Genomic DNA, 14,280 nt, shown 5'->3' with positions numbered 1-14,280 from the left:
ACATTCTATCTATAGAAGCCACGGTTTGATCCTCCTTCTAAAGGTGAGTCGCGTCACTTTAGTAGAAATCATACCGTGGCTTCCCTTGTCAAGAAGCTCGGTGCCATTTTACACCACTACTAGGGACTAAAACCTAATCAATCAATACCGAGTCATCTCAAGAAGATAGCGCTGAAATCATGATCCTCACCTTAGTCAAAGCAGGAAGAAAAAATAGGGGTACACTTCTTATGCTCGAATAAAAGAGTTCTTAAGGTCGTCTAATATGAGGATGGGGGAACTTCGATAAAGCAGATATCCCCATTTCTGCTCACCGGCACCGCAATTCCTCATAGATTTCAGGTTGTACGCATAGATATGGTATTGGGAGACGAAAAGGTTGTCTTGCGGGAGAGGAGGAGCTGGCGAAGAAGTATTACAATCATCATGGAGGTCTGACCATGAGAGCGGATCTTCTCATTCAGTTGCTCATGCTCATTGTAATGATCATCGATCTGGCGTCCCGTTCAGGAAAATCGTAATCGTCCCCAAACCCGAAAAACCGGATCGCCTTGCGCGCTCCGGTTTTTCCATCGTTATAAAGTCATAAGGGAAGACACCGAGCACATCCGGATCCTGGCGAACGAGCGGGTTGGAATATTTGACTTTACCTGTAAGTGACACTATAATCATGACTGAACTTAAGAACTTAAATGACTGAACTTAATGCATGAAATTTAAGGAGGATTATTAAAAGTGTACTCGGTCAGACTTCGTTTCCCGGCTTTGACCCGCTAATTTCATACGGTCAAAGGCTCTGCTTGTGTAGGCAGAGTAAACGGGAGAAGTCTGTCCTTTTCATCGTCTTCGAGTGAATCGATCGAGTGGCATACGTCAAAAGGCAGCTTGGGCTGCCTTTTTTTATGCTTTTTTACTTCTTTGCTTTATGCAAGAAGATCTATTTGCTTATCGGTTCCTTTTCTCGGCATGAGGTCTGTCCATTCATGTTCCTTCTTCCTTTGCTCTGATTCACAAGCAGCGGCTTGTGAATTTTTATTTTTGAAAGAAGAGATAACATGACCCGTAACACGAGCGGAGATCCGCCCAATTTTTTGGGACAGCATTTCCTTCATCACCGAAAGACCATCCGTGAAATCATCGATCAGGCCATCGTTGGAGATCAAGAAACGGTTTTGGAACTAGGAGCCGGAAAGGGAGCGCTGACCTTCATGTTGGCTCAAAAAGCCGGAAAAGTGTTGGCCGTAGAATATGATGCCAAGTTGGTCGAATCGCTAAAACAAAAAGCAGTTCCGTATCCCAACATCCACATTATCCATCAGGATATTTTGAAAATGCGTTTGCCTAAGGGGAAATTCATCGTCGTATCCAATATTCCGTATTCCATTACAACGCCGATCATGAAAATGCTCCTTAATGCACCTTCAAACGGCTTCCAAAGAGGGGTTATGGTGGTGGAAAAAGGAGCGGCCAAACGATTTACGTCGAAATGGGTTAAAGACGGTTATGTTGCGGCCTGGAGAATGTATTTTGACCTAACGTACGTTAAAGAAATTTCAAGAAATCATTTCTCTCCCCCGCCCAACGTTGACTCTGCAATGATCACGATCAACAGAAAAGCAACGCCGATGGTGCCCGTCAAAGATTATTTGGCTTTTCGCGGACTTGCCGATTATGCGCTTATGGAGCCTCGAGCCTCGATTGATTGGGCGCTAAAGGGGGTTTCACGCCGCCTCAAATCCGCTATTTGAAAAGAAAGCTTGGGTTGAAGCAAGACGTTCCCGTTGCCTGTTTGTCCGAGCTGCAATGGGGATTGATCTTCGAAACGATGAAACAGCTTGTTCCAAGATTCAGATGGCCAAAGGCCAGAAAGGAAAAGAGAGGCCGCAATGAGCGAATATTCGATGACCGAAGCCGATAAACGCTGTCCCGATGTTGATCCCGATGATTTCCCTAGTTTGGTTGAACAAGGATTACCAGCCAATTAGAATAATACACAGTTACAATAAATGGGGTGAAAGGATTGGAACGATGGCTTGACGTTCAAACGCTGATCTGGCTATTTCCCATTATGTTTGTTCTCCATGATCTTGAAGAAATCATTATGATCGAAAAGTGGATGAAGAAGCATTCAGAGGTCATTCGTGAAAAATTGCCAAGCAAAATGGCCGACAGAGTCATGAAGCAATTTTCAATGTCGACGGCCCAATTTGCTGTTTCGGTGTTGGTTATTTTTTTGTTCGTCGGCAGTTCGACGTATATGGCAAGTCAATTTCTTCATCAAGGCCCGCTTGCCAACATTCATTTCTTTACCGTATGCATTCTGGTTTTCTTTCTTCACGCCTTTGCGCATATCGGTCAGTCTGTCTTTTTTCGTTCGATAACTCCCGGTGTCATTACTTCAATCGTGATTGTTTTGCCGTATTGCATCGTATTGTTGAACGCATTGCTTCAAAATCAGGTCATTACTTGGAGTACGATGTGGTTCAGCTTGCCTTTTACCCTCTTCGTGTTCCCGATTTTGCTTGCTGCGCATTGGATGGGGAAAAAAGCCGTGTAACATTCAATCGGCTGATGACTCCGTTGCCTCGTCTTCGAGATTGAAATGAACAAGCGGATATGGTAAAATGTTGCTAATTTAACGACGGGAGTGGAAAAGGATAATGTGATCTTTCTTGCCCAATCGTAAAAAATAAAACAGCTTCTGTTTTATTTTGGATGAGCAAGAAAGTTACTTATTCTTTTCACGCAAAAAATAGATCCGGATCCGGCCCTGCATCGGGGTGGATTTGTCGTATTTATTTGAGCTGCAAGAAAGGTAACTTTCTTGCGGCTTTTCTATTTTTATGCAGGAGGATCCTGTCATGTCGTTGATTAAAGTGACCAACCTGACGTTTGCCTATGACGGCAGCTACGACAACATTTTCGAAAACGTAAGCTTTCAAATCGATACCGATTGGAAATTGGGCTTTACGGGAAGAAACGGCCGAGGCAAGACCACATTTCTCAACCTGTTGCTCGGCAAATACGAATACAGCGGAAGCATTTCGGCCAGTGTCGACTTTGAATATTTTCCTTTCCATGTCGAGCACAAGGAATACAACACCCTGGACGTCGTCGGCGAAATTGTTCCGGACTACCAGCACTGGCAGCTCATGCGCGAGCTTTCGTTGCTGAAGGTGTCCGAGGACGTCTTATACCGGCCCTTCGATTCCTTGTCCAACGGCGAGCAAACGAAAGTACTGCTGGCGGCCTTGTTTTTGAAGGAAAACAGCTTTCTGCTCATCGACGAGCCGACCAACCATCTCGACCTGCATGCCCGGAAGCTTGTCAGCGACTATCTGAACACCAAGAGCGGATTTATTTTGGTGTCGCACGACAGAGCGTTTCTCGACAACTGCGTGGACCATATTCTTTCGATCAACAAGGCCGGCATTGAAGTCCGGAAAGGAAATTTTTCCGACTGGTGGGAGAACAAGCAAAGGCAGGATCACTTTGAGCTGGCCGAGAACGAAAAGCTGCGAAAAGACATTAAACGGTTGTCCGACGCGGCCCAACGAACGAGCAACTGGTCGCACGAAGTGGAGAAAACGAAAAACGGCACCCGCAATTCCGGCTCCAAGGTCGACAAAGGGTACATCGGTCACAAGGCCGCCAAAATGATGAAGCGGTCCAAATCGATCGAGCACAGACAGCAAGCCGCGATCGAGGAAAGATCCAAGCTCCTGAAAAATGTCGAAAGCTCGGAAAGCCTGAAAATTTCGCCGCTAGCTTACCATAGAAAACAGCTGATCGAACTGGATCACGTTTCGATTCATTACGGCGGGAAGACGGTTTGCAGCGACATAAGCTTTACCGTCGAGCAAGGGGAGCGCATTGCGCTTGCGGGTCCGAACGGCTCCGGAAAATCCAGCATTCTCAAGCTGATCTGCGGCGAGGATATCGCCTTTTCCGGCACATTCAGAAAGGGCAGCCAGCTTAAAATCTCCTATGTTTCGCAGGACACCTCGCATTTGCAGGGCAATTTGTCGGACTACGCCAGAAATAGCGGGATCGACGAAAGCCTGTTCAAAGCGATTTTAAGGAAGCTTGATTTTTCGCGCGTGCAATTCGAAAAGGACATGACCTCTTTCAGCGGCGGTCAAAAAAAGAAAGTGCTGATTGCGAAAAGCCTTTGCGAGAACGCTCATCTGTATATTTGGGACGAACCGCTGAATTTTATCGATGTCCTCTCCCGCATGCAAATCGAGGAGCTGCTGCTCGAACATTCGCCGACCCTTCTGTTTGTGGAGCATGACAGCGAATTTTGCCAAAATATCGCGACCAAGGTCGTGAAGCTTTAATGCGGTTCCGGATCAGGGTGCCGGAGCTTTTAGTTGACGGCCTGGCTGTGTTATCCGTCATCCTGCCATTTTTACGTAGGGGGAATTCAGATGAATGTGTTGATTATCTACGCTCACCCGAATCCGAAGAGTTTTAATGGGGCCATATTGAACGAAGTGAAGCGTGGGTTACAGGAGGCCGGACACAAGTATACGCTGATTGATCTATACAAGGACAACTTTAATCCCGTTCTGATTTACAACGACAAAATTCGGCGCAGCGAGCTCAAGAATGATTCGGAAACTGCTCATTATCGTGAGCTTGTACGGCAAGCCGATCATCTTATCTTCATCTATCCCGTTTGGTGGTATAGTGTTCCGGCAATTCTTAAGGGGTTCTTCGATCGGGTTTTTGTCTCAGGATTTGCATATCAATATGACGGAATGGTGCCAAAGGGGTTGCTCAAAGGAAAATCGGCATGGGTTATATATACGATCGACTCACCCGGATGGTATGTAAGACTTGTTCGCCGCAATGTAGAATGGACGGTCATTCGAGAGGCTATACTCAAGTTTTGTGGAATCCGGAAGGTTAAGAGATTCATGTTTGCCGGAGTCAAGAGAAGCAGCCAAAAGCGGCGCGAAAAGTGGCTGGAATATCTATATCACAAGGTGCGTTTCGGATTAAGGTAGGGGAAATGAATGTGTCGTTGCTCTTTACGCTGATCTATGCCGACATGAGCTGATAGCAAATTGATCGTCCCTTGATAAATTACTCGCATTAAAAAAGAGGAGGAACCACAATGACTTTCATTGCGCATATTCGTGAGGCAGACCGGAAGATTCAAAGCGTTAAAGAGCATTTGCTTGAAGTCCAGCGATTGGCGGAAGCGTATGGAGCCAAGATTGGCGTCAGGTATATAGCCGGGCTTGCAGGCGTGCTTCACGACATGGGCAAATACACGGATGAATTCAGGGAATATATTTTAAAGGCCGTAGCCCATCCCGACGCTCCACCCAAGAGAGGAAGCGTGGATCATTCGACGGCGGGCGGCAAGTTATTGTATGAACGGTACCACACAGGAACACCCTCCCAAATTTCTTGGCTTTTGGCGGAGGTCGTCGGAAACGCCATTATTTCGCATCATGCTTATCTTCATGATTTTTTGGATCCGAATTTGGAATCTGGCTATTTGAAGCGTGTTCGGGACAAAACGGACTTGGTAGAGTTTGAACAATCGGTAGAGCGCTTTTTTGCCAACGTCATGAGCGAATCGGCGTTTCAGGACTACGTCCGGCAGGCAATGGCGGAGCTCGAGGCGTTTTTGGCAAAGCCGGCTCCGGAGTCGCTCGAAGGTAAACTGATGTTTCTGACCAAGTTTGTGTTCAGCGTATTAATCGACGCAGACCGGACAAGCACGCGGATATTTGAAGAAAATCGGGCGGAAGAAGAAAACGAACCTGAGCAGAATCATGAATCCTTGTTTGCGGCCTATTACGATAAACTGATCGCCAAAATCAACGCTTTCCTGCAACAAGACGATGCCCAGACCCCCGTTAACCGGTTAAGGCACGAGATGTCGGAGCAGTGCGACCGATTTGCGGAAAGGCCATCGGGTATATACACGTTGTCGATTCCAACGGGCGGCGGCAAGACGTTGGCCAGTTTACGGTATGCCTTAAAACATGCCCTGCTCTTTCATAAGAAACGAATCATATATGTGGTTCCGTATACAACCATTATTGAGCAAAACGCCGAGACAGTCCGCCGAATCCTGAAGGACGAACAGCATATTCTGGAGCACCATTCCAATGTGGTGGAAGAAACGGAGGAGAACGACGAATCGGAAGACGGAAGAATAACGATCCGGCAAAAGCTGAAGCTCGCCAAGGATAATTGGGACGTTCCGATTGTTTTTACCACCATGGTTCAGTTTCTGAACACCTTTTACGGAAACGGGAGCCGGGATATCCGCCGTTTACACAATCTGTGCGAATCGATCATCATTTTCGACGAGGTACAGAAAGTTCCGGTGTCCTGCATTTCCCTCTTTAATCACGCGCTGAATTTTTTGAAAACGTACGGCAAGTCCAGCCTCATACTGTGTACGGCCACCCAGCCCGCGTTGGATTTCGTCAAGCACAAGCTGGATATGAATCCGGACGGCGAAATGATCCGGCGGTTGGATCAGGTCATTGACGCCTTTAAACGGGTAGAGATTATCGACCGCGCCACGAATGAACGGTTTACAACCGAGGAGCTGGCCGATTTTGTCGTGGACAAGATCGCGGAGGTTCAAAGCGTACTGGTCATTCTGAATACCAAGTCGGTGGTCAGACGGCTATACTGCCAACTTAAAGGCTGTGGCGTTCCGCTGTATCATCTGAGCACGTCGATGTGCGCCGCACATCGGCAGCGGATTTTGAGACAAGTCCAAAACCATCTGAAGAACCGCGAGAAGGTGATTTGCGTAAGCACGCAGTTGATTGAGGCGGGAGTGGATGTAAGCTTTGACTGCGTCATCCGCTCGTTGGCGGGGCTTGATTCGATTGCGCAAGCAGCAGGCAGGTGCAACCGACATGGCAAAAACGGTATTCAGCACGTGTACGTGATCGACCATGCGGAAGAAATACTCGACAGGTTGAAGGAAATTCGCAAAGGCAAAGCCATAACCCAAAAAATGCTGGTCGATCTCCGGCGGAATCCGGCGCTTCACGGCGGCCATTTGCTGTCCAGACAGGCGATGACGTACTATTTTCAGGCCTTCTACAAAGAGGAAGAGGCCGATCTAGATTATCCGATTCCGAAGCTGGGCGTCGCCATGACGAATCTGCTTCTTGCCGACCGGAAACACAATCCTTTTAATTCGGCGTACGTTGCCAAGCATGAGGCCAGTATCCCTCTGTTTATCGTGAATAGCTATCGCACGGCTGCCGAGCATTTTCGGGTGATTGAAGATGCAACCGCTTCGGCGATTGTTCCCTATGGCGAGGGCAGACGAATCATCGCGGAGTTGAGCAGCAACCTGACGATAACGGATTTATCCCGACGGTTGCGAGAGGCGCAACCGTATATGGTGAATCTTTTTCCCTTCGAGAGGCAACAGTTGGAGCGTAACGGCGGCTTGGTTTGCCTGCTCGACGGAAACGTGCTGGCTCTGCGGGAGAGTGCGTATCATGAGGAATTTGGATTGGATCTCGACAATGACAGCGGATTTGATTTGAGCCTGTACTAAAGCTAAAGCCGCAACCGACTTCCGAAAGAAGAAGAAAGGTTGCGGCTTTATTCGCACTTCACACACTATATTTTTCAATCCGCGCCAGAGGACCGGCGATTTCTTGTATAGATTAGCATAGTTAAGATCCTAAATCAAATTTCATATATTGTGTAAAGTATTGACAATTCCATTCTTTGAAACTAAGATAGAGTATGAAAAATATGTAAATAAATGTCGTAAGGAGGTGAATTTCGTTGCGAAATGGAATTGAATTTGTCGTGTATGGAAAGTACGCCTTATTTACCGATCCGCTGACCAAACTGGGCGGAGAGAAATTAAGTTACCAAGTTCCAACCTATCAGGCGCTGAAAGGGATTGTTGAAAGCGTTTACTGGAAACCGACGCTGCTGTTTGTGGTCGACGAAGTTCGGATTATGAACCCCATTCGTATGGAGTCCAAAGGAGTCCGTCCCATTGAATACGGCGGAGGCAATACGTTGGCTCATTACACTTATTTGAAGGACGTTTGTTACCAGGTGAAGGCCCATTTCGAATTTAACCCGAACCGGCCCGATCTCGCTTTCGACCGCAACGAAAACAAACATTACAGCATCATGATGCGGGCGCTGAAGGCGGGCGGGCGAAGGGACATTTTCCTCGGAACCCGGGAATGCCAGGGTTATGTCGAACCTTGCCGGTTTGGCGAAGGCGAGGGCCATTACGATCACTACGAAGAACTCCACCTGGGAACGATGGTTCACGGGATCAATTATCCTGACGAAACCGGCCGGAACCGGATGGAAGTCCGACTCTGGAATCCGGTCATGCGAAACGGCATCATCCGGTTTATTCGACCGGAACAGTGTACCCTAGTGCGGCCGATTGCCGACATGATGCCCAAAGCTTTCGGACCCCACAATGTCCAGTCGGCAGATGAACTTCTTGCGCAGGTGGAAGAGGGGGGAACGCAATGAGTTGGCTGCTCAATCTGTATCAAACCTATGAGGCCAATTTGGCGCAAGTCGGCAAGGTTGAAAGGCGGTATGACCAGCAGGAATTTACCTTGCTTCCGGTTTCGCATACGACGCAAAATGCGCATATTGAAGTCGCGATTACGGAAGATGGGCAGTTTCATTCGGCAACCGTGGTCGACAAGCAAGAGGCCAGTACGCTCATTCCCTGCACGGAAGAATCTGCAAGCCGCGCGGGATCCACGATTGCGCCGTATCCGCTGCACGATAAGCTGAGCTATGTCGCCGGGGACTTTGTCGAATACGGAGGAGTCGTCAAGGACGAGAATCCGTTTGACCGCTATATTCAAAACCTCAAAGCCTGGGCGGATTCGCCTTATGCCACGCCCAAAGTTAAAAGCATCTATGCCTACCTGAGTCAAGGTAGACTGATACGGGACTTGATCGACAGCAAGATTTTGTACGTAGACGATCGCAATTGTCTGATCGAGAAATGGAACGACCAATATCAGGCGAAATATGGCGAAAGACCACCCATCTACTCGGTCATTGCGGGTGGGATTGAGAGCGCATTTGTCCGTTTTACCGTTTATTCGCCCGACCGGGTGCTGCCTAAAGTCTGGAAAGACCCTGAAATGTACGATTCGTTTATCCGGTTTTACCGGGAGCGGTTGGGCAAGCCGGACTATTGCTACGTTACAGGCCAGCTTCTTCCGAGCACGGACCGACACGCGAACAAGATCCGGCATGCGGCGGACAAAGCCAAACTGATTTCTGCAAACGACAAGAGCGGATTTACCTTTCGGGGAAGATTTCAAACCGGATCGGAAGCGGCCAGCATCAGTTACGAAGTGTCCCAGAAAGCACATAACGCACTGAAATGGCTGATTAACCGGCAAGGGAAAATGGTGGATCAGCGGGTTTTCCTCGTATGGGGAAACGACGAACCGGATATGCCGGGGTTAACCGAGGATCTGTTTACCCTTGCGCCCGAAGCCGCCAGCGTGACGGACCGCGTAGCCTTTACCAACCGGGAATTTGCGCGAGAAGTGGCCAAAGCCATGGATGGTTACCGCAGCCAATTGTCCACAAAAGCGAATGTAAATATCCTGATTCTCGACTCCGCAACCACCGGCCGCATGGCCGTGCTGTATTACCGGAACATGGAAAAGGAGCTCTACTTGGACCGGCTGGTCGACTGGCATACCTCCTGCGCATGGCTTCACCGGTACCGTAAGGATGAAAACGGAAATCTGGTTACCTTTTACGGTGCCCCCGCGACCCGGGACATCGCTTTTGCGGCCTATGGGCCCAGAGCGGATGACAAGCTCGTCAAAGGACTGATGGAGCGGATAATTCCCTGTATTCTGGATAAACAGAGAATTCCTCTCGACATCGAGACCAATGCTTTCCATCGTGCTTCCAATCCCGTCTCTATGGACAGATGGGAGTGGGAAAAGACGCTCAGCATCGCGTGTGCCTTGATCAACCGACGACTGGAGGGATATTCGGTGGCCCTGGATGAAGCCAACCAACATCGCGATTATTTGTTTGGACGTTTGCTGGCCGTTGCCGACGTGCTGGAGCGAAACGCGTTAGGGGTTGAAGAGACGCGCGCGACCAATGCGGTACGGTACATGAATGCGTTTTCCCGGCATCCGGCGAGAACCTGGAAGACCATTCAGGAAAGTTTGCAGCCTTATCAAGCCCGTTTGGGAACGAGAGCAACGTATTGGAACAGGATGATCGACGAAATCGGTTCGCGTATTTCATTGGACGATTTTAATAACAAGCCGTTATCCGGCATCTATTTGTTGGGCTATTACAGTCAGCGGCAGGCTCTATACACCCGAAAAAACAAATCCGATGATTCGGAATCCTAATGTAGAGGAGAGATCGCAATGAGCGTACTGGATCATAAAATCGATTTTGCTGTTGTCTTGTCGGTCAAGAAGGCGAATCCGAACGGCGACCCCCTGAACGGCAACCGGCCGCGGCAAAACTACGACGGGCACGGCGAAATTTCGGATGTGGCGATCAAGCGGAAGATTCGAAACCGGCTGCAAGATATGGGAGAACCGATTTTCGTTCAATCCAACGATCGCCGAACGGATGAATTTGGCAGCCTGCGGGAACGTGCAGAAGGCAACGCCGAGCTTCAAAAACTTTTGAAATCCAAAAACGTTTCCAGCGAAGCGTTCGCCCAAATCGCTTGTCAGCAATGGCTGGACGTGCGCAGCTTCGGCCAAGTATTCGCGTTTAAATCGGACAAGGCCGGCTCGGGAGTTTCGGTCGGCATTCGGGGACCGGTCTCCATTCATCCTGCGGTCAGCGTAGATCCGATTGACATTACCAGCACGCAAATTACCAAAAGCGTCAATTCCGAATCAGGAAAGGAACGCGGCTCCGATACGATGGGCATGAAGCATCGTGTCGAATCCGGGGTGTACGTGTTCTACGGCAGTATCAATACGCAATTGGCCGAAAAAACCGGTTTCTCCAACGAAGATGCAGAGAAGATCAAGCAGGCGCTGGTTACGTTGTTTGAAAATGACGCCTCTTCCGCCAGACCGGAGGGCAGTATGGAAGTTCATACCGTCTATTGGTGGGAGCATACCAACAAGATGGGACAATACTCATCGGCCAAAGTCCATCGATCGTTGACCATCGAGCCGCTTGTGGAAGAACCCAAACGATTCGAGGATTACAAGTTTACCGTGCAACCGCTGGAAGGTTTGAAGGTTGAGACAATCGATGGAAGATAACCAGGAAGACGAATATTTGCTGTTGTCCGGTATTCAACATTTTCGATTCTGCAAGCGGCAATGGGCGTTCATTCACATTGAACAGCAATGGGAAGAAAATGTGAGAACCGTTGAAGGGCAGCATCTTCATCGGAAAGCGGATCAACCTTTTGTAAAAGAAAAACGGGGCGATAGAATCCTTGTTCGAGCTATGCCTGTAAAATCGGACACCTTAAGAATCACTGGCGTATGCGATGTTGTGGAGTTTGTTCGCGATGATGCCGGTGTCGCGATTGCCGGTACAGAAGGGAAGTACATCGCTTATCCTATTGAATACAAGCGAGGAAAGCCGAAGAAGGGCGATGAAGATCTTTTGCAGTTAGCAGCACAAGCGATCTGTCTGGAAGAAATGCTGTTGTGCCGCATTGACTCGGGCTATTTCTATTATCATGAGATCAGGCACAGGGTTGAAGTGAAGCTAACTGCCGAACTGAAAGACAAAGTAATGTCTATCGTAACTGAAATGCAGGATTACTACAAGCGAAGGCATACGCCAAAAGTAAAGACGGGGTCCTTCTGCCGAAACTGTTCCCTTCAACATATTTGTTTGCCGGAACTAATGAACAAGCGCTCGGTTAAAAGCTATATTGAAGGGAAAATCAAAGAATGAAGAAGTTGCTCAATACACTATACATTACGCAGCCTGACGTTTATCTGTCGCTGGATGGCGATAACATCGTATTGACAAAGGAGAAAAACACGTTAGGCAGGTTGCTGCTTCACAACTTGGAGTCCATTGTCGCTTTTGGATATACCGGCGCCAGTCCGGCACTAATGGGATATTGCGCGGAGCGCAATATCTCCTTGGTGTTCCTGACCATGAACGGGCGTTTTCTAGCGCGGGTTATTGGCGAAAGCAAAGGCAATGTTGTATTAAGAAAAAAACAGTACTTGCTTTCAGAAAACGAAAATCAGTCGGCCAAGATCGCCCGCAATTTCATCATAGGCAAGATCTTTAATCATAAATGGATGCTGGAACGGATGATCCGGGATTATCCGTTGCGAATCGACGTTGCCCATTTTAAAGAGATTTCGCAACAATTGTCCGCACTTCTCTTGGAGGTACGGGCATGTGAGAATCTTGAACGGCTAAGGGGATTGGAAGGGCAAGGGGCTAATAGCTACTACCGGGTGCTGGATGCCATGATCTTACAGCAGAAAGAGGACTTTTATTTTCAATCCCGTTCCCGAAGACCGCCGTTGGATCCGGTTAATGCCATGTTGTCCCTGGCTTATACGTTGTTGGCCCATGATGTGGCTTCGGCGTTGGAAGGCGTAGGACTGGATGCGTATGTGGGATTTCTGCACCGCGACCGTCCGGGAAGAGTCTCGTTAGCCCTGGACGTAATGGAAGAGTTGAGAGGCGTATTCGCAGACAAATTTGTATTAACATTAATCAACAAAAGAATCGTAAGCAAGGATGACTTTGTGAAAAAAGAAAATGGTGCTGTTCTGATGAAAAACGAGGCTCGAAAGAACTTTCTATCTGCATGGCAACAAAGAAAACAAGAGAAAATCACACATCCGTATCTTGGCGAGAAAATTTCTTGGGGCTTGGTTCCGCACGTGCAATCCTTGCTTTTGGCAAGATTTTTACGCGGCGATCTGGACGAATATCCGCCATTCTTATGGAAGTAGGTGAATGAGTGCTGGTATTGATCACCTATGACGTGAGTACAGTGAATTCTGCTGGACAAAGAAGGCTCCGGCAGGTTGCCAAGGCATGTCAGGCCTACGGACAACGCGTTCAAAATTCCGTGTTCGAATGTGTAGTCGACGCCACGCAATTTAAGCTCTTGAAATTAAAACTCCTGGAGATCATCGACCCGGAACAGGATAGCCTTCGAATTTATCAGTTGGGGAAAAACTACAAGGGCAAGGTAGAACATATTGGAATAAAAGCATCCATTGACCTGGAAGGTCCTTTGATTATGTAGTGAAGGTTGTGGTGCGAATGGGGAGTGAACATAAATTTCCGGGGACATTCGCACCAAGAATTTGGATCAAAAACCCATTTTATTACTTTTTATGGATGTTGATTTTGGGTTTTTGTTGTTTTTTTTGTGTGATATGATTGTAATAAGTTGATTTTATGTCCGTTTGGACTAGAAATCGCTGTCGCATCCCGCAGGGATGCGTGGATTGAAATCTCCAACATCTTCCTGCGCTTGTTGATCAGTCTGGTTGTCGCATCCCGCAGGGATGCGTGGATTGAAATCGACAAGGACTCGCAGCGGCTTACGGAGACATGGCGTCGCATCCCGCAGGGATGCGTGGATTGAAATTCCATTGGCACATTCGTTCAATGACGAAGGTGAGGACAAGTCGCATCCCGCAGGGATGCGTGGATTGAAATCCGAGACCGTCAGCCTTTCCGCCGTTGCATCCGAGTCGCATCCCGCAGGGATGCGTGGATTGAAATCCCTATACATTTGTGTTGAGTAGACCTATAATCGTGTCGCATCCCGCAGGGATGCGTGGATTGAAATTTACCTTATCTTGCGTGGGTCCAACACTATCCATCCGTCGCATCCCGCAGGGATGCGTGGATTGAAATAGTATCTGATTTATTATCAGGACAAGCTTTATGCGTCGCATCCCGCAGGGATGCGTGGATTGAAATTTGTCTCAAAAAATGCCGTCTCTGCCATCGGACAAATGTCGCATCCCGCAGGGATGCGTGGATTGAAATCGGATTGCCCTTTGCAGTATAGGCTTGATCGACCTATAGTCGCATCCCGCAGGGATGCGTGGATTGAAATGCCGTTCTGGCTCATCGATGTTTTTGATGGCGATGTCGCATCCCGCAGGGATGCGTGGATTGAAATATCCACGACAAACAGCATATAGTCCTCATGGAAGTCGCATCCCGCAGGGATGCGTGGATTGAAATCGCACCATGAGTTATGGCGAAATGACGATTGCGGCATTGTCGCATCCCGCAGGGATGCGTGGATTGAAATGGCAA

10 protein-coding genes, 1 pseudogene and 1 CRISPR repeat array are annotated in these 14,280 nt (G+C 48.4%); all 11 genes and pseudogenes read left to right on the top strand.

Going from position 1 to position 14,280, the window contains the following annotated elements; genetic code table 11:
* Nucleotides 1–1,055 precede the first annotated feature (1,055 nt).
* Nucleotides 1,056–1,918 (top strand): annotated as a pseudogene (gene erm / locus F560_RS24350) (23S ribosomal RNA methyltransferase Erm).
* A 102-nt stretch (nucleotides 1,919–2,020) separates the two neighbouring features.
* On the top strand, nucleotides 2,021–2,557 hold the full coding sequence (locus F560_RS0121025) for an HXXEE domain-containing protein (RefSeq protein WP_019007709.1): 537 nt from the start codon (nucleotides 2,021–2,023) through the stop codon (nucleotides 2,555–2,557).
* A 304-nt stretch (nucleotides 2,558–2,861) separates the two neighbouring features.
* Entirely contained in the window at nucleotides 2,862–4,340 is a 1,479-nt protein-coding gene (locus F560_RS0121020; protein ID WP_019007708.1) for an Lsa family ABC-F type ribosomal protection protein, read from the top strand.
* 90 nt (nucleotides 4,341–4,430) lie between these two features.
* Nucleotides 4,431–5,012 carry an NAD(P)H-dependent oxidoreductase gene (locus F560_RS0121015; protein ID WP_019007707.1) on the top strand — a complete coding sequence of 194 codons (582 nt, stop codon included), beginning with the start codon at nucleotides 4,431–4,433 and terminating at the stop codon, nucleotides 5,010–5,012.
* 110 nt (nucleotides 5,013–5,122) lie between these two features.
* Entirely contained in the window at nucleotides 5,123–7,555 is a 2,433-nt protein-coding gene (locus F560_RS0121010) for a CRISPR-associated helicase/endonuclease Cas3 (protein ID WP_019007706.1), read from the top strand.
* A gap of 236 nt (nucleotides 7,556–7,791) precedes the next feature.
* Complete coding sequence (gene cas5c, locus F560_RS0121005) at nucleotides 7,792–8,511, top strand: type I-C CRISPR-associated protein Cas5c (RefSeq protein ID WP_019007705.1); 720 nt, start codon at nucleotides 7,792–7,794, stop codon at nucleotides 8,509–8,511.
* Entirely contained in the window at nucleotides 8,508–10,391 is a 1,884-nt protein-coding gene (cas8c, locus tag F560_RS0121000; protein WP_019007704.1) for a type I-C CRISPR-associated protein Cas8c/Csd1, read from the top strand. Before cas5c ends, cas8c begins: the two co-directional genes overlap by 4 nt.
* A gap of 18 nt (nucleotides 10,392–10,409) precedes the next feature.
* Nucleotides 10,410–11,273, top strand: coding sequence for a type I-C CRISPR-associated protein Cas7/Csd2 (gene cas7c / locus F560_RS0120995; RefSeq protein ID WP_019007703.1), 864 nt, complete (start codon nucleotides 10,410–10,412; stop codon nucleotides 11,271–11,273).
* On the top strand, nucleotides 11,263–11,922 hold the full coding sequence (cas4, locus tag F560_RS0120990) for a CRISPR-associated protein Cas4 (protein ID WP_019007702.1): 660 nt from the start codon (nucleotides 11,263–11,265) through the stop codon (nucleotides 11,920–11,922). Before cas7c ends, cas4 begins: the two co-directional genes overlap by 11 nt.
* The gene (gene cas1c / locus F560_RS0120985; RefSeq protein ID WP_019007701.1) at nucleotides 11,919–12,950 is read left to right on the top strand and encodes a type I-C CRISPR-associated endonuclease Cas1c; all 1,032 of its coding nucleotides are present in this window, start codon (nucleotides 11,919–11,921) and stop codon (nucleotides 12,948–12,950) included. The genes cas4 and cas1c overlap by 4 nt, the downstream gene beginning before the upstream one ends.
* 8 nt (nucleotides 12,951–12,958) lie before the next feature.
* Nucleotides 12,959–13,249, top strand: a complete 291-nt coding sequence (cas2, locus tag F560_RS0120980) for a CRISPR-associated endonuclease Cas2 (RefSeq protein ID WP_019007700.1) — start codon at nucleotides 12,959–12,961, stop codon at nucleotides 13,247–13,249.
* A 180-nt stretch (nucleotides 13,250–13,429) separates the two neighbouring features.
* Nucleotides 13,430–14,275: a CRISPR direct-repeat array (repeat unit 32 nt; unit sequence GTCGCATCCCGCAGGGATGCGTGGATTGAAAT).
* Nucleotides 14,276–14,280: the final 5 nt, after the last annotated feature.

Source organism: Cohnella laeviribosi DSM 21336 (assembly GCF_000378425.1).
GTDB lineage: Bacteria > Bacillota > Bacilli > Paenibacillales > Paenibacillaceae > Cohnella > Cohnella laeviribosi.
This window is presented reverse-complemented; position numbering and strand designations above follow the sequence as displayed.